The organism is Acinetobacter sp. M5A5_2a (genome assembly GCF_053345265.1).
Window position 1 is genome coordinate 17,753 of sequence record NZ_JBKEZV010000002.1, and the last position, 20,472, is coordinate 38,224.

At 38.6% G+C, this 20,472-nt stretch carries 16 protein-coding genes, 4 tRNA genes and 1 pseudogene; 7 read left to right on the top strand and 14 right to left on the bottom strand.

The window, feature by feature from the left end:
- Nucleotides 1-75 precede the first annotated feature (75 nt).
- Together ACLBWE_RS02360 and ACLBWE_RS02365 are read right to left on the bottom strand one after the other, a co-directional pair.
- Complete coding sequence (locus ACLBWE_RS02360) at nt 76-717, bottom strand: fumarylacetoacetate hydrolase family protein (protein WP_447600989.1); 642 nt, start codon at nt 715-717, stop codon at nt 76-78.
- A 39-nt stretch (nt 718-756) separates the two neighbouring features.
- Nucleotides 757-1,254: a YcxB family protein gene (locus ACLBWE_RS02365; protein ID WP_003653610.1), complete on the bottom strand. Its 498-nt coding sequence runs from the start codon at nt 1,252-1,254 to the stop codon at nt 757-759.
- Between the two features lie 222 nt (nt 1,255-1,476).
- Here ACLBWE_RS02365 and ACLBWE_RS02370 point away from each other — a divergent pair, with 222 nt between their 5' ends.
- Entirely contained in the window at nt 1,477-2,169 is a 693-nt protein-coding gene (locus ACLBWE_RS02370; protein ID WP_447600992.1) for a nitroreductase family protein, read from the top strand.
- 115 nt (nt 2,170-2,284) lie between these two features.
- Here ACLBWE_RS02370 and ACLBWE_RS02375 read toward each other — a convergent pair.
- Both ACLBWE_RS02375 and ACLBWE_RS02380 read right to left on the bottom strand, forming a co-directional pair.
- Nucleotides 2,285-2,361 (bottom strand) — tRNA-Arg (locus ACLBWE_RS02375).
- Nucleotides 2,362-2,502: 141 nt separating this feature from the next.
- Nucleotides 2,503-2,601: pseudogene (locus tag ACLBWE_RS02380) on the bottom strand (hypothetical protein); the annotation flags it as partial.
- Between the two features lie 339 nt (nt 2,602-2,940).
- On the opposite strand from ACLBWE_RS02380, the gene ACLBWE_RS02385 reads away from it, so the two are divergent.
- Complete coding sequence (locus ACLBWE_RS02385; protein ID WP_447600994.1) at nt 2,941-5,178, top strand: beta strand repeat-containing protein; 2,238 nt, start codon at nt 2,941-2,943, stop codon at nt 5,176-5,178.
- A 69-nt stretch (nt 5,179-5,247) separates the two neighbouring features.
- Here ACLBWE_RS02385 and ACLBWE_RS02390 read toward each other — a convergent pair whose 3' ends face one another.
- From ACLBWE_RS02390 to ACLBWE_RS02405, 4 genes are all read right to left on the bottom strand, one after another.
- Nucleotides 5,248-5,841, bottom strand: a complete 594-nt coding sequence (locus ACLBWE_RS02390; protein WP_198496974.1) for an HAD-IB family hydrolase — start codon at nt 5,839-5,841, stop codon at nt 5,248-5,250.
- 107 nt (nt 5,842-5,948) lie between these two features.
- Nucleotides 5,949-6,025: transfer RNA gene (locus ACLBWE_RS02395), tRNA-Arg, on the bottom strand.
- A 39-nt stretch (nt 6,026-6,064) separates the two neighbouring features.
- Nucleotides 6,065-6,141: transfer RNA gene (locus ACLBWE_RS02400), tRNA-Arg, on the bottom strand.
- 9 nt (nt 6,142-6,150) lie between these two features.
- Nucleotides 6,151-6,241: transfer RNA gene (locus tag ACLBWE_RS02405), tRNA-Ser, on the bottom strand.
- Nucleotides 6,242-6,502: 261 nt separating this feature from the next.
- Here ACLBWE_RS02405 and rnr point away from each other — a divergent pair.
- The 4 genes from rnr to ACLBWE_RS02425 all read left to right on the top strand — a co-directional run bounded on the left by rnr (nt 6,503) and on the right by ACLBWE_RS02425 (nt 11,793).
- A complete protein-coding gene (gene rnr / locus ACLBWE_RS02410; protein WP_447600996.1) occupies nt 6,503-8,917 on the top strand; it encodes a ribonuclease R in 2,415 nt (804 codons plus the stop codon).
- Nucleotides 8,918-9,051: 134 nt separating this feature from the next.
- Nucleotides 9,052-11,106, top strand: a complete 2,055-nt coding sequence (locus ACLBWE_RS02415) for a M3 family metallopeptidase (RefSeq protein WP_447600998.1) — start codon at nt 9,052-9,054, stop codon at nt 11,104-11,106.
- A gap of 40 nt (nt 11,107-11,146) precedes the next feature.
- On the top strand, nt 11,147-11,356 hold the full coding sequence (locus tag ACLBWE_RS02420) for a YheV family putative zinc ribbon protein (RefSeq protein WP_004639498.1): 210 nt from the start codon (nt 11,147-11,149) through the stop codon (nt 11,354-11,356).
- Nucleotides 11,357-11,367: 11 nt separating this feature from the next.
- Entirely contained in the window at nt 11,368-11,793 is a 426-nt protein-coding gene (locus ACLBWE_RS02425; protein ID WP_447601001.1) for a hypothetical protein, read from the top strand.
- Nucleotides 11,794-11,955: 162 nt separating this feature from the next.
- Here ACLBWE_RS02425 and ACLBWE_RS02430 read toward each other — a convergent pair whose 3' ends face one another.
- The 5 genes from ACLBWE_RS02430 to ACLBWE_RS02450 all read right to left on the bottom strand — a co-directional run bounded on the left by ACLBWE_RS02430 (nt 11,956) and on the right by ACLBWE_RS02450 (nt 17,501).
- Nucleotides 11,956-14,151 carry a TRAP transporter large permease subunit gene (locus ACLBWE_RS02430; protein ID WP_348948809.1) on the bottom strand — a complete coding sequence of 732 codons (2,196 nt, stop codon included), beginning with the start codon at nt 14,149-14,151 and terminating at the stop codon, nt 11,956-11,958.
- A gap of 178 nt (nt 14,152-14,329) precedes the next feature.
- Nucleotides 14,330-14,905, bottom strand: a complete 576-nt coding sequence (gene rrtA / locus ACLBWE_RS02435; RefSeq protein WP_004639503.1) for a rhombosortase — start codon at nt 14,903-14,905, stop codon at nt 14,330-14,332.
- An 83-nt stretch (nt 14,906-14,988) separates the two neighbouring features.
- Nucleotides 14,989-16,077, bottom strand: coding sequence for a hypothetical protein (locus ACLBWE_RS02440; RefSeq protein ID WP_003653630.1), 1,089 nt, complete (start codon nt 16,075-16,077; stop codon nt 14,989-14,991).
- Between the two features lie 770 nt (nt 16,078-16,847).
- Entirely contained in the window at nt 16,848-17,237 is a 390-nt protein-coding gene (locus ACLBWE_RS02445; protein ID WP_348948805.1) for a hypothetical protein, read from the bottom strand.
- 6 nt (nt 17,238-17,243) lie between these two features.
- On the bottom strand, nt 17,244-17,501 hold the full coding sequence (locus ACLBWE_RS02450) for an FAD assembly factor SdhE (protein WP_017388310.1): 258 nt from the start codon (nt 17,499-17,501) through the stop codon (nt 17,244-17,246).
- A 189-nt stretch (nt 17,502-17,690) separates the two neighbouring features.
- Here ACLBWE_RS02450 and ACLBWE_RS02455 point away from each other — a divergent pair, with 189 nt between their 5' ends.
- Nucleotides 17,691-18,863 carry an acyl-CoA dehydrogenase family protein gene (locus tag ACLBWE_RS02455; RefSeq protein ID WP_017388309.1) on the top strand — a complete coding sequence of 391 codons (1,173 nt, stop codon included), beginning with the start codon at nt 17,691-17,693 and terminating at the stop codon, nt 18,861-18,863.
- A gap of 51 nt (nt 18,864-18,914) precedes the next feature.
- Here the strand turns inward: ACLBWE_RS02455 and ACLBWE_RS02460 are convergent, their stop codons facing one another.
- Nucleotides 18,915-20,405, bottom strand: coding sequence for a flavin-containing monooxygenase (locus tag ACLBWE_RS02460; protein ID WP_348948802.1), 1,491 nt, complete (start codon nt 20,403-20,405; stop codon nt 18,915-18,917).
- Between the last annotated feature and the right edge of the window lie 67 nt (nt 20,406-20,472).

Here is a 20,472-nt window from a genome sequence, read left to right on the forward strand (position 1 = left end):
TCTAATTCTTAGCTCATAAAAAACCCTATTATTGAAAAATAATAGGGTTAAAAATATGTAGCAGCGTAAATGGGATTACGCTTTTACAAAAGTTTCCCACACAAAATCTTGTTTTGCACCCTTTAATGTCATTTTCAACTGATCACCCGAGTGTAATGGCCCAACACCCGCAGGTGAACCTGTCATAATCACATCACCTGGTTCTAGTGAAAAGACCTGATTAATATCAACTAATAGATCGCCAATGGTAAACATTAACAGTGCAGTATTTCCATCTTGACGTAACTCATCATTAATATGGAACGTGAATTTAGTTTCTTGCCAATCTGTAATTTCGCTCAAATCGACCCAGTCTGCCAAAACACAAGCACCATCAAAAGCTTTTGCACGCTCCCATGGGTGACCTTTAGTTTTCAGGTCATTCTGTAAATCACGCATTGTTAAGTCAAGACCTAAAGTCACTGCCCCAATCGCTTTTAATGCTTTCTCAGGGTCGGTTTCACCTTTTAAAGGCTGATCAATACGTAAAACTAATTCACACTCAAAATGACAACTGCCCCAAGCTGGATTCCATGAAATACCGTCATTTAAACCAATCAAGCTACTAGGTGGTTTAATAAATAATATAGGTCTGTCAGGCATAGCATTATTTAATTCTTTGACATGATCGGCATAACTTCTGCCTACGCAAACGATTTTTGAAGGACGTGTATTCATGAGGCTTCCTTTGTTGTTGCGGCTGATAAGTCCAATAATTTATTTCTTAAATGTATTTTCAAATATAGTTTGATCTGAAACCTGTGCAAATGCTCGCTTTGGCACAATAATTACAGTTTTATTTTTTAGCTCAAGCATGTAAGTCAGCTTGCCTTTAGCAAAGGTTTGCACATCTGAATATTGCATCACTTGTTTACGACCGCTGGCATAAAGCTCAAAATAATCTTGATAGAGGTCGATTCCCTGCTCACTCTTTCCAAACTGGTAACGAACAAATTGACGTTTAAATAACATCGGTAAAAGCCAATAACGCATCAGCCCTTGCATCACCAGAAAAAAAATACCTAGCCCAACATAATATCGACCAACCCCAGAGAAACCTAAATAAAGTCCCCAAATAATAATTGCGATACTAATCGCAGGTGTTAGAAAACGGGTAAATTGTTTTTTCCCAAATGTCACTAATGAAAATCCATCTTGTGACTCTTCTAAATTCAAATAGTAACGTAAAGATAAAGCTGTTTTTTGCTCGGTCATTGCACTGCATCGATACTCAATAAATCGGAACTATTAGAGCATATTCATTTCAGCTTTAAAATGAATCAAAGGCTATTTTTTGTTTTGCTCAAAAGTAGCCTTAGTAGCGAGATTAAAAATATTTTTCGTTGCATATATGGAACGTAGATTCATATTTATTGGGCTTATTTCACTTTTTAAAATTTCTACAATAAGAGCATCACCTTCTTAGTGGAATGTCTCATGTCTTTTTTTGCAAAATTATTTGGCTTAAATCAAAAAGCAACTGTCTCAAAAGATGTGGTTACGCAAACCACTCTAGAGATGAATCCTTCCAATGAACCAAGCTTTTTAGAATTAATTAAAAAACGCCGTTCTATTTATTCAATAGGAAAAAACTTAAAACACTCTCCTACTGAAATTGAAAAACTAATTCAAGAGGCTGTAAAACATAGCCCATCGGCGTTTAACTCCCAATCTTCTCGCATTGTGGTTTTATTTGACCAATCACACCAAAATTTCTGGAATATAGTTCTAGATGTATTAAAAACGATTATTCCGGCAGAAGCCCTAACTGGAACTGAACAGAAAATTCAAAGTTTTGCATCAGGTGCAGGTACAGTTTTATTTTTTGAAGACCAAGATGTGATTAAAGGTCTACAAGAGCAATTCGAGCTATATGCCGATAACTTTCCAATCTGGTCTGAGCATTCAACAGCAATTGCACAATTTGCAGTATGGAACGTCCTAGCTGAACAAGGCATTGGCGCTTCATTACAACACTATAATCCAATCATTGATGAGAAAATTAATGCAGCTTTTAATATTCCTACTCACTGGAAATTAAGAGCTCAATTAGTATTTGGTTCAATCGAAGGCGAAGCAGGTGAAAAAGCTTTTATTGAAGATGAAAGCCGTTTTAAAACATTTGGTTAATCTTTTTCACCTTTAATTCTTTTCAAAGCTGATTTCTATGAACACCGGCTTTTAATAAAGATGATAAAAATCAGACACAAAAAAACCGCTATATAATAGCGGTTAATTCTTCAAGTGGTGCGCTCAGAGAGATTCGAACTCCCGACCCCTTAGTTCGTAGCCAAGTGCTCTATCCAGCTGAGCTATGAGCGCGTACTTGATGTTGCGCATTATACGCATTTTTCAAAGCTTAGGAAGTCTTTTTTCATCTTTCTGCCATCAACCGTCTAGTTCTTAGCCACCCCCTATTTTATAAAAAATGGGAGCTAAAATTATTGATGTTTTTCTCACCTAAGATGTATTTGAAATATTTTTTTTCAAATAAGTTTTATAGGTTTTTTGAAGCATTTGGCCATCTACCTACAAGATAAAGGCTACTGTTTTAGTCAACATTATATAAATAATATATTTCTAGTTGAACTTTAACATTATAGGCACGAGTAGAACTTATCTAAGATAATGCTTCAAATGAGTGAAAATATGATGAAAAAAATAATTACTTAAAAAAATATTATATAAAAACCATTATTATTTTTACGTCTAAATTAAATGAATTATTATTTCATTAAATATTATTTAATATCAAAAAATGTGACTAAAAATACACATTGACAGCTTTTGAGATCTAACCAATACTTAATTTCAATTATTGAGATATATATCTCAATAATTACGTAGCGCAATAAATAATACTTACTTAAAAATACATAATTATATAGGAAATAGACCAACATGTTTTTACTAAAAAATCTCGTATCTTCGATATCAAAAGTTACTCAAGACTTGGGTAATGTTGTATCGGTAACTACCACTGTAAACACGGGTTCCTCTGTTGATGCGAATGTTTCAACATCAGGCTTACTTTCAAATGTACTTTCAACCGTAACTAATACCGTTACCCACACAGCAACAGGCTTAGTTTCTGATGTCCTTGGCACAGTAACAGGTACTGTCGGCTCTACAAATCCATTAGGAACCATCACCAATATAATAGGTGGCGTAACTGGTGGTGCTACTGGCGGCACCCCAGTTGGTGTCGTGACTGACATTATTGGCGGTGTGACTAGTGCTATCGGTGGAGTAACTAGTGGTGTGGGCGGTAATCCTCTTGAAGCCGTGACTGACATCATCGGCGGTGTAACGGGCGGCATCGGCGGTGGCACATCTCCAATTTCTCCAATCATTGATGTAGTTCAAGGCGGTATCGATATTCTTCAGGGTGTAGAAAGCCTAAAAACTGAAATTATCAACACTGGCATTGAAACTGTTGCAGGGACAGTAATTGGAGTACTTCCACAAACAGAACATCCTGTTTCTGAAATTGCAGATCTCGGTACATTAACTTTCGAAACTTCCCGTGACACTGTAAATGGTGCACTTGAAGTTGTTTCTGATTTAGTCGGTGGTGACATCCAAGGCGCAACTACTTCAGCAACAGGTATTGTTGATACACTTATCACTAATGGTACAACTGCTACAGGTATTGTCACTGGCGTTGTTGGAAGTGTTACAGATGTAGTCGGTGGTGTAACTGGTGGTGTTGGTGGCAACCCTCTTGAAGTCGTGACTGATATCATCGGTGGTGTAACTGGCGGTGTTGGTGGTAATCCCCTTGAAGTCGTGACTGACATTATTGGTGGTGTAACTGGCGGTATCGGCGGTGGCACATCTCCAATTTCTCCAGTCATTGATGTAGTTCAAGGCGGTATTGATATTCTTCAGGGTGTAGAAAGCCTAAAAACTGAAATTATCAATACTGGGATCGACACTGTTGCAGGGACAGTAATTGGAGTACTTCCTCAAACTGAACATCCTGTTTCTGAAATTGCAGACCTTGGTACATTAACTTTTGAAACTTCTCGCGACACAGTAAATGGTGCTCTGGAAACTGTTTCTGACTTAGTCGGTGGCGACATTCAAGGTGCAACTGAATCAGTAACTGGTATTCTGGGTACGCTTATCAATAATGGCACAACTGCTGCTGGTATTATTACTGGTGTTGTTGGAAGTGTTACAGATGTAGTCGGCGGTGTAACTGGTGGTGTGGGAGGCAATCCTCTTGAAGTCGTGACTGATATTATCGGTGGTGTAACTGGCGGCGTTGGTGGTAACCCTCTTGAAGTCGTGACTGACATTATCGGTGGCGTAACTGGTGGTGTTGGTGGCAATCCTCTTGAAGTCGTGACTGACATTATCGGTGGCGTAACTGGCGGCGTTGGTGGTAACCCTCTTGAAGTTGTTACTGATATTATCGGCGGTGTAACAGGCGGTATTGGTGGTGGGACATCTCCAATCTCTCCAGTGATTGACGTAGTTCAAGGCGGTATTGATATTCTTCAGGGTGTAGAAAGCTTAAAAACTGAAATCATCAACACTGGTATTGATACAGTAGCAGATACAATTATCGGTATTCTTCCACAAGTAGAGCATCCTGTTTCTGAAATTGCAGACCTTGGTACATTAACTTTCGAAACTTCTCGTGACACGGTAAATGGTGCACTTGAAGTTGTATCTGATTTAGTCGGTGGTGATATTCAAGGTGCAACTGAATCAGCGACTGGCATTCTAGGTACACTTATTACTAATGGCTCTACTGCAACGGGGTTATTAACAGAAATCCTTGGCGGAGTGACAGGAACTATTGGTGGCGCAACTGGTAGCGTTGGTGGTGATAGCCCTCTTGGTGTAGTAACTGACCTTGTAGGTGGCTTAACTGGCGGGATTACCGGCGGTGTGGGTGGTGACAATCCAATTGGTATCGTAACAGATATCGTGGGTAGCTTAACTGGTGGTGTTACGGGTGGAAGTGGTTTAGATGTTATTTCTAATTTACTTGGTGGATTAACGAGTGGCGGATTACTCGGTGGAGTAACTTCTACAGTATCTAGCGTAACAAATACAACGCATACTATCGTACCTCAGTCATTACTAACTGATAACTTCTTAGATAATTCTTTCCATACTGTTTAATATTATTAAAAGAAAGCCACTTTTATAAGTGGCTTTCTGCCTTAATATAGTTTTAAATATTAATTAATACTAATCAATCTCTTGCCATCTATAATATTTTTTATGTGCTAACTCTAACATTGCATAATCATTAGGCGTATCACCATAGGCATAAATTGTAGAATATTGGCTTAAATCATATTTATTTTTTATTCTATTTACTTTTTCTAAATAACCACAATCACCATCAATAAAATGACCTGTTAAAATACCATTATGTATTTCAAGTTGATTGCATATAACATCTAAACCTAAAGAATGGCACCAACTTTCTAAATAAACGCCTAATGATGCAGATACAACAACAATCTGATCACCTTGCTCTTTATGCCAGAGAATACGCTCCAAAGCATTTTCACGAACGCATGTAGGAAGCACCTTTTTAGCAAACTCTTGTCCCATATATTTTATGGAGTTCGCATCATAGCCTACATACCCTACCTGACAGAGCTTAGTCCGAATAGTTTTATCCGTTACCCAACCAAGTTTATAACCTGCTATATACGGCGCAAGTCGGATACCACCGACGATTTGAGTTTTTCTATTCAACGAAAACTTAAGAAATAAGCTAAATGTGTCGTTGTGAGTGATCGTGCCATCAAAATCAAATAAAGCTAGATTCATTTATGATTATCTCTAATATAATTAAAAAGTTATAAATTTAGATTTTTTTAAAATTACTAAAAAACAAGCACAAAAAAACCGCTATAAAAGCGGTTAATTCTTCAAGTTGGTGCGCTCAGAGAGATTCGAACTCCCGACCCCTTAGTTCGTAGCCAAGTGCTCTATCCAGCTGAGCTATGAGCGCGTAACTTGTGTGCCTTTCAGCGATTCGTTCTATTTTACTTGGTGCGCTCAGAGAGATTCGAACTCCCGACCCCTTAGTTCGTAGCCAAGTGCTCTATCCAGCTGAGCTATGAGCGCATTAAGTAATGGCGGTGAGAGAGGGATTCGAACCCTCGATACCAGTAATAGGTATGCTTCCTTAGCAGGGAAGTGATTTCAGCCACTCATCCACCTCACCGGAACGAGCCGCCATAATACAAACTAAAACCACATTGATCAAGTCATCATACTGAAATTTTCTTGTTTTTTAGTTCAATGAATTACTTTTTAAGCAATTTACTCATTATTTTCGTCTTTTTCGATCAAACGCTTGTTAAGATAGATATTATTTCTTCATCAAAATACTGTAGTGCATAACACATTATTGCAAACCTAAACGTGCAGTTCGGGTCTGCATGGCTTATGCTAAACTTATCTGCCAAGCGTGAAACCAAACGACATGACAAAAAACTGGGCTGACCCTGAAGCGAAAGCTGAAGCTGAACGTTATGACAATCCTATTCCAAGCCGTACTCTTATTTTAGATACATTGGAGCAGGTGCAAACACCACAATCTCATGCAGAGCTTGTCGATCATTTTAATATTCATGACCAAAAAAGTATCGAAGCGTTAAGTCATCGTTTAAGTGCTATGGTTCGTGATGGTCAAATCATGAAAGACGGTTTTAAATTTCAGTTGGTGGCAGATCAACCAACATATGAAGCAACTGTTTATATTAATAGTAAAGGTTTAGGTACAGCACATATTGATGGTCAAACTGACCTTTTACTTCCTGAACGTGAATTACGTTTAGTATTTAATGGCGACCGAGTTAAAGTCCGCCAGACTTCAGTAGACCGTAAAGGTAAACCTTGGGGTTTTATTACAGAAGTTTTACAACATCGCGTCAAACAAATGATCGGTAAATTGTCAGTTCATGATGGCGAATATTTTATTCAACCCAACAGTCCTAATCAGCACCAACCTATTCCTTTAGAAAAAGAACTCGTAAAACACGCTGAAGCAAATGTTGGCGATATGCTACGTGTTGCAATTGATAGCTATCCGACCCGCGAAGAGTTTTCAACGGCGCATATTATTCAGTCTATGGCCGATAAAGCTGATACAGAAATTATCATTCCACAAACCATTCTTGAATTTGGTTTGCCATATGAGTTTCCAGATCAGGTATTAAAAGAAGCTGAAAGCTTTAAAGAGCCATCAGCTCAAGACCGTGAAGGCCGCATTGATTTAAGAGATTTAGCATTAGTTACGATTGATGGTGAAGATGCACGCGATTTTGACGATGCAGTTTATGCAGAAAAACGTCCGGGTGGTGGTTACCGTGTTGTGGTGGCAATTGCCGACGTAAGTCATTATGTACGCTTAGACTCAGCCCTCAATGAAGAAGCTGAGGAACGAGGTACTTCTGTATACTTCCCTCACTTTGTATTACCAATGCTGCCAGAGGCCTTATCAAATGGTCTGTGCTCTCTGAATCCGCATGTAGACCGTTTATGTATGGTCTGTGACCTTAAACTCTCTCGTACAGGCCGTGTAACTGGCTTTGAGTTTTATCCATCGGTTATGCACTCAAAAGCGCGTTTGACCTATACCCAAGTAGCACAATATTTTGAAGGCGCAACAGATGCGATTCCAAAAGATCGCGATGTTCATAAATCCTTAAATACGCTTTTCCAGCTTTATCAAATTTTGAAAAACTTACGTGCCGATCGTCATGCAATGGAATTTGAAACCATTGAAACGTACATGACTTTTGATGAGCTAGGCGGGATTAAAGAAATTTTGCCCCGTACACGTAATGAAGCACATAAGCTCATTGAAGAGTGCATGTTGCTTGCTAACGTCGCTGCTGCTGAATATGCATTAGAAAATGATATTCCAATGTTGTATCGCGTACATGAAGCTCCTGAGTTTTCACGTATTCAGAAAGTAAAAGACTTTGTTAAATTACTTGGTCTACCCTTCCCTGACCAACCAACTCAAGCAGATTATCAACGAGTAATTGAGGCAACTAAAGATCGTATTGATGCACCAAGCATTCATGCCGTGCTATTACGTTCGATGATGCAAGCTTATTATGGCGCAAAAAATGCGGGGCACTATGGTTTGGCTTATGAAGCCTATACGCATTTCACTTCGCCAATCCGTCGTTACCCAGATCTATTGTTACACCGTGCCATTAAAGCTCATCTAAAACAAAAACCTTCTCCACTTTCTGGTGCTGCACTAGATGACGCTGGTGAACATTTCTCTAAAACTGAACGCCGTGCAGATGAAGCATCTCGTAGTGTAACGACTTGGTTGAAATGTCACTATATGCAACAGCATTTAGGCGAGGAATTCATTGGTATCGTAAGTGCCGTAACTGAATTTGGTTTGTTCGTGACACTAAAAGACTTATATGTCGATGGCATGATTCATATTAGCCAACTCGGTGATGACTTCTTTATTTATGACCAAGCGAGTCAAAATCTTGTAGGCCAAAATAGAGGTCAAGTTTTTGGTTTAGGTGATGAAGTTAAAATTCAGGTTGCTGGCGTAAATCTTGAAGAACGTAAAATTGACTTCCAACTTCTTCAACAAGTCACACATGCAGGACGAGTAGTTCGTAGCCGAGCTCCACGCACAACCAAAACATCTTCACAGGCAACTGAAGAAGTTTTTAGCAAACCAACAAGTAGTGATGGCGAAAAGCCTGTTCACAAAAAGAAAGAAAAAGCCAAGCCTAGTTCTTATACTAAAAAACCTGGTAAAAAAACTTCTGCGAAAGCCGAAAGTAAACCAGAAAAAGTAAAGAAAAAGTCTAAGCCCAAAAAGAAAAAGGCGAATGCAAAATCAAAGGCTGAATAATTAAACAATATATGTTGTCAGTTTAGAAATAAGCTCCGATTTGGAGCTTATTTCTTTTTAAAAAGCTTATTTTGCAAATTAAACTTGATTTCCTACCTGACAGGACCTACATCTAATACCATGTTTAAAAAATAATGTGGCTAACAGCAATGACTTTTCAACAAGCGACCTTACCAACTCCGCGTTTTGATCAAATTGAATTAGAAAATTTAAAAGAAGACATCCAACAAGCGATTCAAGCAGGTCAAGAATTTTTAAATACGCTTACAGTTGTACCTAGCGATACCGTTCAACAACTTGCCGTACTTGAACAAGTCGATACACTTGAAAATAACCTCAGTGAATCATGGGGTGTTTTATCGCATTTAAACGCGGTGATGAACAATGCTGAAACCAGAGAAGTCTATCAATCGTTATTACCAGCGTTGAGTGAATACTATACTCAGCTTGGTCAACACACGGCGCTCTATCAAACGTATCAACATATCCATGATGGTCAGGGCTATACGTCTCTTAGTCCAGCCCAACAAAGTGCTATTCGCCTTGCTTTACGTGATTTTAAACTTTCAGGTGTGGCTTTAGAGGGCGAAGAGAAAAAACGTTATGCAGAGATTTCTGCACGTTTGTCACAAATTTCTTCTGATTTTTCTAACCATGTACTTGATGCAACACAAGCTTACTTTAAACCACTTACAGAAGCTGAGCTAAAAGGCCTTCCAGAAAGTAATATTGAGTTATTAAAACAGTACGGTAAACAACGTGAACTCGATCAAGCTGTAGCAACTCTGGACTTCCCCGCTTACTTTGCCATTATGACTTATGCAGATGATCGAGCATTACGTGAAGAACTTTACAGAGCGTATGTGACTCGTGCTTCTGATCAATCTGAGCAAGCTGAATTTGATAACAGTAAAATTATGGAAGAAATTTTGAGTCTTCGTCAAGAAATGGCGAAGCTACTCGGTTTCAATAATTATGCTGAATATTCTCTTGCAAGCAAGATGGCGCCAGATGTAAAAACAGTACATGAGTTTTTGGTGGATCTAGCCGAACATGCACGTGCCCCTGCTCTCCAAGAAGTTGCTGAACTTCGAGATATTGCCAAACAAGATGGTGTCGATGAACTTCAACCTTGGGATACCACTTATTATTCTGAAAAGCTTAAACAACAACAGTTCAACTTATCTCAAGAAGCGTTAAAACCTTACTTCCCTGCGCCTAAAGTCATTCAAGGATTATTCCAGATCGTACAACGCTTATATGGTATTAACATCATTGAGCGACAAGCACCTGTCTGGCACCCAGATGCACGTTATTTTGAATTAGAAGACCAAGGCCAAGTTATTGGTGGATTCTTCTTTGACATCTATGCACGTACAGGCAAACGTGGTGGTGCATGGATGAACGGTTTCCGCTCACGCATGCAGACTCTTCACGGCTTACAAAAACCAATTTGCTACATGGTATGTAACTTTACACCTCCAGTAGGTGATCAGCCTGCTTTACTGACTCATGATGAAGTCATCACCTTATTCCATGAGTTTGGACATGGTTTACATCACATGTTGACCGAAGTAGATAACATTTCGGTTGCAGGTACTCATGGTGTTGCTTGGGATGCGGTAGAACTTCCAAGTCAGTTCATGGAATTCTGGTCTTGGGATAAAGAAAGTCTAGATGTATTAAGTGAGCACATTGAGAGTAAACAGACCTTACCGCAAGAATTACTCGATGCTTTATTAAATGCCCGCTTCTTCCAATCTGGCATGCAGACTTTACGTCAACTTGAATTTGCCTTGTTTGATTTAACAATTCACACGAAAACACCAGCACTGAACAGTGAGCAAATTCAGCAGACTTTAAATGAAATACGTAGCCAATATGCTGTCGTTCCTACTGTCGGATACAACCGTTTCCAACATAGCTTCAGCCATATTTTTGCTGGTGGTTATGCGGCTGGTTATTACTCTTACAAATGGGCAGAAGTGTTAGCTAGCGATGCATTTGACCGTTTTGAACATGAAGGCATTTTCAATACTCAAACGGGTAAAGAATTCCGTCAGGCGATTTTAGCTGTAGGTGGAAAAGACACTGCTCTTGAAGCATTTGTTAATTTCCGTGGCCGTGAACCTAAAATTGATGCATTGTTACGTCATCAAGGTTGGACGAATGACAGCAAAACCGCTTAAACTATGGGCCTAAATTGATCGTGTGGTTAGGGTGATAAAGATGAAAAAACGTTTCATTGCTGGGGCTAAATGTCCAAAATGTGAAGCAACAGATCGGATTGTCATGCTAACCACCGCTGAAGACGAATGGATTGAATGTATCGAATGCGGTTATAGCGAAAATCGTCCGACTCATATTGATGAGCCTGAGGCACCTGCTGTACCTGATGAAGTTGGAGTAATACAGTTCAAGCCTCGTCGTCCTGACTAAAGGTCTTAGAGATGCCACTACAAAGAAAACAAAACTCAAAACTATTGTGGATTTTAATTGGGGGCTTAAGCATTCTCGTAGTGCTTTTTTTCGCTGCACAATGGTTTTTCAAAAAAACCGAGTCATCCACACCAATGGTTGATCCTCATCCTGTTTCGACACCTGCGCCTGCTAAAACCAATGATCCATCATCAGGTTCTGAACCCATAGCAGAGGCTGCGATTTCACAACAACTGGTGAATGAAGATGTACTTAAACAGCCTGTACCTGCTCAAGAATCTTTAGCTAAAGAAGAAGTGTCTAAACTCGATGACATCCACCGTCAGTTGCAAGATCAAGAAAGTTCATTAAAAGCTCAGCATGCAGATGCAGATCAATTAACAAAACTCAAAGAAGAACAAGTTAAATTGCTTGAAGCTCAGCTCAAACAGCAATAATTTTTCAATGGGAACTTAAAAAGCTAAAGTTATTCATCTTTAGCTTTTTTATTCTAATTAAAATAATTCTAGTCATCTTTTTCCTAAATTTACTGAATTCTACTACTAAAAAAGCCCTTCATTTAGGAGGGCTTTTTTGTATAACAGATATTTTAATTTAAGTTATTTATACCAATCGAATAACTTGAACACATACGGTACATAAGTAACCAATACCAATGATGAGAACAAGACAATAATTGGTAGTAACCAGCGCTCATAACGGAAGTAGAAACTTGTATATTTCTCTTTCGCTTCAGCATCCGCCGCATTAACTTCATCATCTCCGACGGACAACCGCGTGAGTAGATGGTTCAAGGCAACTGGTGGCGTTACATAACCAAACTCGAATGCAACTAATACAATCATCCAGAAGTGAATTGGATGAATACCATTTTCGTATGCCACAGGCGCAATGGTTGCAGCAACTAAAATTACAGCACCAAATGGATCGGTACACATACCAATAATGGCAAGCAATAGTGCAATACATGCCAGTGATATATAGATACTGCCTAAATGAGTCGGCAATAATTCAACCACTTCGGAACGTTCAATTAAACCACCTACACTTGCAGACAATGCCATCAAGATAATTAGTGCACCAATATGGCCGACTGTTTCTGAGGTTGCAAAACGAAGGGCTCCACCAAAACCAAGACGGTATTGAGAACTATGCGGATCATGTGACTGCAAGAATGGTGATTTTTGTTCATGTTCACGAACAATTGCTTCATGAATATTGATTGCAGGAGCTTCTTTTGTAGACACCAATTTGTCATACAAGATCATTGCGATCAGGACTAATGGCAAAATTACTGGTGCAGTAAATTCATTCATTCCTGTGTCTAGCGCATATTTATAGATCGCAAGAACAACAACAGTAATCAGAATGTATGGAATCACGGGTACAAAGGCACGTAACATACCCGGAATCGCTACTTTTGGTGAATTCACGCGGAATTTTTCTTCAGCCAATAGTAATGACACACCCAAGAAAATAAATGCTGTTAGCCAAAATACATAAATACCATGGCCAAACAATTCATCGGACGTTACATGACGGCTATCAAGCATGGCAATTAAAACGACCAGTAAGCATGGACGTACAACCACACCTAAAGAACCTGACATTGCAGATACAGCCAAAGCATATTGACGGCGAGCACCCGCATTCCAAACTTCTTTATAAATAATTGCACCCGCTGCGATAACGAAGATACCTGATGCGCCTGTATAAGCCGTTGGTACCGCAGCTGCAATTAGAATTAACCATGTTAAGGTTTCTGGTGCCAAATTCCATGGACGAAGCACATTAAGGAATAAATCCATAACACGTGTTTGAGTTAGGAGCATACCTGCCCAAATAAACAAGGCAAGGTTTAAGAAAATACCTGAAAACTCAACCAATAAACCAAGGTAAATCCCTTGCCCCATTGGATAATCCATAAAGAATGTGAATACGATACCCGTAATCAACCCCATATAAGCATATAAAGGCACGCTTAGTAAGGCTAAGCCAATATTGCCGCCTTCACGTTTTGGTGGAGGTGAAACAAATAGTTGATAAAGACTAATTAAAGTCAGAACAACAAATAGAATCATCCATATCCAGTAAATAGTTACTGTTTCGTAGGTTGGTGTTACCCCAGAATTAATAACTGAACGATACTGGCTAATTACAGAGAAACTGAGTAGCGCATTAGCAACCACCATAAAGATGGAATAGACTTTGTAATCTATTTTTGTTGCCGGATTACGTAAGCCAATATGGTGAAATTTTAACGATGCTGTAATCGCAGAAATCAAAACCATAAAAATCAGTAAAATTGCGCGATTTTCTGTACCAAATTTAAAAATACCAAAGAAACCTGTTTCGACAGCACGGTAAGTACGCACCCCTGGGTTAGCTTCGATATATTTAATTGTCTTGTCATATGCCTGATATTTCTCGTCACATTGTTGCTGCGCAGCGAGTAGCGATGCACGGACATCACTTTCCGATGCTGCACCAAAGAAACTCGAAAAATCATCAGATGCATTCGCTTTCATTTGTTCTTTTACTTGGGCATCGATATTTGGATGTCGATCACAAGTCGGCTTTTCAGGTTCAGCACGCAAAAATGAATATTGCATGCCTATAGCAGGGTCACCATAAAGACGCTCCCCGATACGTAATAATTGTCCGTGGATCATTTCCCCGGTACCAATTATTAAAGTCATTAATAGCAGAGTGAGGATGACAAATGTTGAGATCCATTCGTTCCAGATATAACCCAGCAGACCTAATCCAGATCTTTTTTCTTGATATTCTTGCATAAATATTCCAATTTTGTTCTCTCAAATCCTTAAAAAACAAAGACTTAAGTCATGCAATTTTCTTGGTCAGGGGTTAAATCCATACCCCTTCTACCAATCCCTTTATTCAACGATCAAATTTGCATCAAACTTTATTAATAAAGAATGACTAAAATCACTTTTTTAACAGTTCGTATTGTCAATATTTCTTTTTTAATCTCTGTACCAGCCAATAGCATCCCCCAAAAACTGCGCCACCAATCGCGCCATAGAGATGAGCTTCAGTTAAAACTGGGCTTCCTATTAACTGAGCCGTTCCTGTTTGCCCAAAGGTATTTTCCCATATCAGTTTTGCAATAATTAATCCTAAAACCAGAAAAGCAAAATTCCGTTCTTTACGATATTGCAAGTAAACTAAAGCAACTGCTGTATAGAGCCCATGTAACACACCAGACAGCCCCGCATACGCTTCGATATAAGGCAAATAGAAATAGAACACCAGACTAATGAACGGTGGCAAAAGCAGAAGCAGACTTAAAAGATGCCACGCTTTGGTATGCGGGAAGATAAAAGGCAAACAGGCGAATGCCATCATATTTAAAAGGAAATGAATCCACCCAACGTGTACCCAGTGCGCTGTCCACAAACGCCAGAATTCGCCAAGTAGGCTTTCACGCCAATAAATAAATGTATCAGGAAACACCTGTAGACAGGCAGACACAGAAATGCACACTGCGACCAAAAGCACTTTATGATTCAGTACATGATCCTTCATGGCACACTCCTTGAAATTAAACTTCTTGCTACCATTGTAAAACTTAACAACAGTCTCGCAAGAAGTTAACCTTTCAAATATTTTTACTGCGCTGCTGGTGGAGCAGATGAGTCTGCAGGAGCTTCAGATGCGGCCCCTCCATCAAACAATTCATCTAACTCTGCTGCACCTTCATTCTTATCATCCCAGAAATGTGACATACCATCATCTCCGGTACGCACACCTGTATGCTCAGTCCAGTAACGGTCAGAAATACCACGTACAATAAGTCCAGCCATACTATCGATTAACTTAAAGTTCGGATTGACAGGCTTATCATCAGCTTGAGATGCGGCATATGATCTTAATGCATCACGGATTTTTGCATCATCACCACTTGCTTGGGCAGCTACCGCATACAAAGCATGGGACAGGCGAACACCCTTTTGTTCACCAATTTGAACTGACTGTTTTAAAGTTTGATATGGGTCAGGTTTCCCTTCATCAGCCCCAGGCAGTAAGGTCCAAATAACAGCACGTGTTGCGTTAGGTGCGCCCCAGAATTTTTCATTATCTAGACAAACCATGCCGCGCTCTACAATAGCAGCGATATCTTTTGGAACATTGACTGCACCACCAGAGTTAATGTCGTTGGTTACAGCCTGAAGGCCACTAATCATTCCAAGTAAATAAACAGTTTGATCAGTATCACTGCGCATCGTTGGGCAAGAATCACCTAAATGATATTTATATTTAGATTCCCAACGGTCAGCGAACAATTTATAGCCCGTATATTGACGCTCAGCAGCAATTGCTGCCCAACGTTTCTGTGCAATACGAGCATCTTGAGCTTCGGTTACTTGACCCGCTTTTGATGCACGTAAATAACGTAATTCCTGTTCTAACGCTTGATTTTCCGCACATACACCTGATGCGGCATACATTAATACAGCAACACGAGTTGGATCTGCACCCATACCTTTGGTAGACATAATTGCAGGTGTTAATGCACTACCCGTATTACAAACCATTTCAGCATCTTGCATTGCTAAAATAGGTGGAACGACGTGCTTTTCCGTAAAACCTAAAGCAACATTTGCTCCGGTTTTCACGACGTATGAACAACCTGATAAAACTGAAGCTGCAAGCAAACTTACCGCCAAACCTTGGCTTATTTTTTGGACTTTAGACATCTTCCTGTCCTCTATGTAATTTGTTTTTTCCTTTTCAGATGTACATTAGCAGATGCATATCTTGAATAAAAGAGTAATTACTCTAATTGTCGCGCTTATACTTTGACATACTTCACAGTAGATAAAATTGACAGTTTTTTCAGAAAACAGAAATTTTAGGCAAAAAAAAGTAGCATTGCGACGGTTCAGCACATGCTACTTATTAACTGAGATAAGCTTTTAACGGCTTATATTATTTTTGTTCTAGATAATCCTTAAGTAAAGTTCCTGCTCTTCCTACTACCACAGCCATAAGCACTGCAATTAACAGAAACATCCACATTGAAATCTCCATGAGAGACCTCCTTTACTACAATCGCACCCAGTTATAAACTGGACACTTGATGAAATTAATCGACTAACCAATTTAATAATTGACTGATCGACGACCTTGCATCCTCTGTCTCTTAACTTTGTTAAAATTAACTTTGTTAAGATGTTCCCTGAGTAAAGTTCCTGCTCTTCCGATCACCACTGCCAAAATGATGGCAATGACCAAGAACGACCATGTTGGCATCTCCATTTTGAGACCTCCGACACACTTTACGTTGGTGTTTGTACTTTAACCGATCAACTAGATACCCATAGGTGAAATTGTCAGACAATTGTATTTCCTTAGCTTTTTTCTAATTTTTAATTAGACAATCCTAAACTCAAGCAAAAAAATAAAGATTAAATTATTGTTTTTTATAATTTTTAAATAAATATACAAATGTAGAATTGTCTAACAATTAATGAAGTTTCTGTAAGACTTTTAACTTTTTCCAATACAGTAAAGGAAGTTGATCAAACCAAATTATGGCTACCTTTATGGATGCCCCCTCAAAATAAATAACCATAAACAACTGATAATCAATTATTTTAGAAATTTCCACACGAGAAATTATCTTTTGCGAGGAGTATGCAATTGACCACGATTTTTGGTCTAAATATGCAATTTGAGAAATTTGTGATTGTCTTAAAAAAAATAGAAAACTAATAAATAAAAGGATGAAAGCAATCAACCACCAAATGGGTGATAACAATTGATAAAATAGGATGGCTAAACTCAAGCCAATAAAAAGCTGAAATATTATCGAGAAACGACTATATTTCAGCTCAAAATTAAATTCTTTTATCAAAACAGTTTAGCCATGAACGTACTGTTTTAATTTATAAATAAATTCACGTAACTCTGTGCGTGGAGGTTCAGAAACTTCCATGAACCAATCTAGTAAATCAGGATCTTCTTGTTCAACTAACTCTGCAAATAAGGCCTTCTCTGCCGAATCCGCTTTTAGATAATAGTTTTTTACATAAGGGTCAAAATAGACGTCAATTTCTTTTAAGCCGCGGCGTGCTCGATAAATTACTTTACGTTCTTCCAAGGTCATTTCGTCAGACATTTATTTCCCCATCTGCGTTGATAGTGCGCTTAGTTTACCTGATCACATTCCAAAGATCGCTAAAAATATCAAATTGACCAAATTTATCATCTTGTACTCATAATTGAGCATTCATCACATTGTTACATAAGCAAGGCTTCCGTATGTTTAAGTTCATAACATCACACCTGAACCAAGGAAGAAATACAAATGCAATCTGGTGCTATCCGTCCCATTCCAAATATGTTACCGAGACAACTATTTAACGAAGAGCATGAGGCCTTCCGCGAAACAGTTCGTAAATTTTATGAAAAAGAAGTTGTTCCCAATATTGAAAAATATGAAAAACAGCAACATGTTGATCGCGATCTTTGGAATAAGGCTGGAGAATTAGGCCTCTTGTGTACCACAATGCCAGAACAATATGGTGGTTCCGGAGTAGACCGCCTGTACAGTATGATCTTAATCGAAGAACAAGCTTATGCTATGGACTCTAGTACGGGCTTCTCTTTGCATTCAGATATTGTTGCCAATTACGTGAATAACTTTGGTAATGAAGAACAAAAACAAAAGTGGCTACCGAAGATGGCAACAGGAGAAGTGGTCACAGCTATTGCCATGACTGAGCCAGGCACTGGTTCTGATTTACAAGCAGTAAGAACCACAGCCGTTCTTGATGGTGATGATTATGTGATTAATGGTTCAAAGATTTTCATTACTAATGGTTATTTATGTGACATGGTCGTAGTCGTTTGTAAAACTGGCAATAACGACAAAGGTTCAGCGAACTTATCACTCATTATTGTTGAAGCAGACCGAGCTGGTTTTAGCAAAGGTAAGCCTCTTAATAAAATTGGAATGAAAGGCCAAGATACCTGCGAATTGTTTTTCGATAATGTCCGTGTTCCTAAAGAAAATCTTTTAGGTATGGAGGGCATGGGCTTTATTATGCTCATGAAAGAGTTAGCTTGGGAACGAATGCTAGTTGCTATTATTTGTCAGGCAGGCGCTGAAGCAGCATTTGCACATACGGTTCAATACACAAAAGACCGTAAAGCATTTGGCAAACATATTGGTGCTTTTCAAAATACGCGTTTTAAACTTGCTGAACTGAGAACAGAAATAGATTTCTGCCGTACTTATTTAGACCGTTGTATGGAATTACAACTTGAAGAAAAATTGAGTGTGGAAGCTGCCGCAGCTGCTAAATATAAAATTTCAGACATGTTCTCAAAAATTGTAGATGAGTGTCTTCAATTACATGGTGGTTATGGTTACATGCTTGAATATCCAATTGCACGGGCATACATTGATCACCGCGCAAATCGAATTTATGCAGGTACTAATGAAATTATGAAAGAGTTAATTTCAAGAACACTTTAATACCTTCATAAGAAAAGGGGCATTACGCCCCTTTTATTTATCTAATACCTATTAAGATACTAATTTTGGCTTACGCTCATTAGTTTCTGAACGTTTATGAAAATGTAAAACACCATCTTCAAATTTTGAATTTTTCAGCGACTTTCTATCTTCTAAATAGTTATTAGTCACTTGCCATGGAGCATGCTTACCCTGTTTTGGAAGTTCATGGGCCGCACGGCTAATATAACCTGAAGACAATTTACCCATTACAGTATCTTCTTCCATTTCAGTTTTATCACCAGATGGAATCACTTCATCATAGTGATTTTTATCCATATAATTTAACAAGCGACAAATATATTCCGCAGCGATATCAACTTTAAGGGTCCACGATGCATTTACATAACCAATAATCATAGCCATGTTTGGTACATCACTTAACATCACACCGTTATAAAGCATATGCTCAGATGAATTAATTGCTTTCCCATCAATAGTCGCCTGAACACCACCCATAATCTGAACTTGTAAGCCTGTTGCAGAAACAATAATATCAGCATCAAGGTGTTTACCAGATTTAAGTAAAATACCTTTTTCGGTAAATTTCTCAATCTGATCAGTTTCTACGCTTGCTTTACCTTCACGCAAAATTTTAAACAAATCGCCATCAGGTACCACACACAAACGTTGATCCCAAGGGTTATACGAAGGTGTAAAATGCTTCATATCTACCTTACCCTTCAACTGCACTTCAATTGCTTTTAAGAGTAAACGACGAACAGTCTTTGGATGTTTCTGCGATAACGCATAAATAGCGCGCTGCATACCAATATTACGTGCGCGGGTAAATTTATAAGCTGTTTCTTCAGACATAAATTTACGCGTTTTTTCATAAACGAAGTCGATAGACGGTACACTAGCAATATACGTTGGTGAACGCTGCAACATAGTGACATGACCAGCGCCACCTTTAGCCATTGCCGGTACTAAAGTAATTGCAGTTGCGCCACTACCAATAATAACGACTTTTTTGCCTGTGTAATCTAAATTCTCAGGCCAATGCTGTGGGTGAATAAGCTGCCCTTTAAAAGCTTCTTGATTTGGGAAAGAAGGAGCATATCCCTGATCATAATTATAATAACCAGTACAACCTACAACAAAATTAGCAATCCAAGTCTGTTGTTTTTTCTTACCATCTTCAATTACAACCTGCCATTTCTTTGATTCAGAATCATAATTAGCAGAAAGCACACGATGACCAAAGTGAATTTTTTCTTTTAATTTATATTCATCAATGACTTCGCCCAAATACCCTTTAATAGAAGCACCATCAGCTAATACATTCGCTTTACACCATGGTTTAAAATTAAAACCAAATGTGGACATATCTGAATCTGAGCGAATGCCTGGATAACGGAAAAGATCCCATGTTCCACCAAAAGATTCACGACGCTCTAAAATTTCAAATTCGCGTTGTGGAGAATTTTTTGATAAATGGGCAGCAATTCCAATTCCTGAGATACCTGCGCCAATGATTAAAATATCAACTTGCTTTTCCATTTTATTTTTATACCCATTGTTGAGAATATAAGTTTATTAAAGCACAATTTTGACAATACACAATGTC

Excerpts from the sequence above, each read along its gene's own strand:
- rrtA (WP_004639503.1), bottom strand. The coding sequence starts at position 14,905 with ATGAAGGATCATGTACTGAATCATAAAGTGCTTTTGGTCGCAGTGTGC.
- ACLBWE_RS02425 (WP_447601001.1), top strand. The coding sequence starts at position 11,368 with ATGCCACTACAAAGAAAACAAAACTCAAAACTATTGTGGATTTTAATT.
- ACLBWE_RS02430 (WP_348948809.1), bottom strand. The coding sequence starts at position 14,151 with ATGCAAGAATATCAAGAAAAAAGATCTGGATTAGGTCTGCTGGGTTAT.
- ACLBWE_RS02365 (WP_003653610.1), bottom strand. The coding sequence starts at position 1,254 with ATGACCGAGCAAAAAACAGCTTTATCTTTACGTTACTATTTGAATTTA.
- ACLBWE_RS02420 (WP_004639498.1), top strand. The coding sequence starts at position 11,147 with ATGAAAAAACGTTTCATTGCTGGGGCTAAATGTCCAAAATGTGAAGCA.
- ACLBWE_RS02360 (WP_447600989.1), bottom strand. The coding sequence starts at position 717 with ATGAATACACGTCCTTCAAAAATCGTTTGCGTAGGCAGAAGTTATGCC.
- ACLBWE_RS02460 (WP_348948802.1), bottom strand. The coding sequence starts at position 20,405 with ATGGAAAAGCAAGTTGATATTTTAATCATTGGCGCAGGTATCTCAGGA.
- rnr (WP_447600996.1), top strand. The coding sequence starts at position 6,503 with ATGACAAAAAACTGGGCTGACCCTGAAGCGAAAGCTGAAGCTGAACGT.
- ACLBWE_RS02415 (WP_447600998.1), top strand. The coding sequence starts at position 9,052 with ATGTGGCTAACAGCAATGACTTTTCAACAAGCGACCTTACCAACTCCG.
- ACLBWE_RS02385 (WP_447600994.1), top strand. The coding sequence starts at position 2,941 with ATGTTTTTACTAAAAAATCTCGTATCTTCGATATCAAAAGTTACTCAA.
- ACLBWE_RS02440 (WP_003653630.1), bottom strand. The coding sequence starts at position 16,077 with ATGTCTAAAGTCCAAAAAATAAGCCAAGGTTTGGCGGTAAGTTTGCTT.
- ACLBWE_RS02390 (WP_198496974.1), bottom strand. The coding sequence starts at position 5,841 with ATGAATCTAGCTTTATTTGATTTTGATGGCACGATCACTCACAACGAC.
- ACLBWE_RS02455 (WP_017388309.1), top strand. The coding sequence starts at position 17,691 with ATGCAATCTGGTGCTATCCGTCCCATTCCAAATATGTTACCGAGACAA.
- ACLBWE_RS02450 (WP_017388310.1), bottom strand. The coding sequence starts at position 17,501 with ATGTCTGACGAAATGACCTTGGAAGAACGTAAAGTAATTTATCGAGCA.
- ACLBWE_RS02370 (WP_447600992.1), top strand. The coding sequence starts at position 1,477 with ATGTCTTTTTTTGCAAAATTATTTGGCTTAAATCAAAAAGCAACTGTC.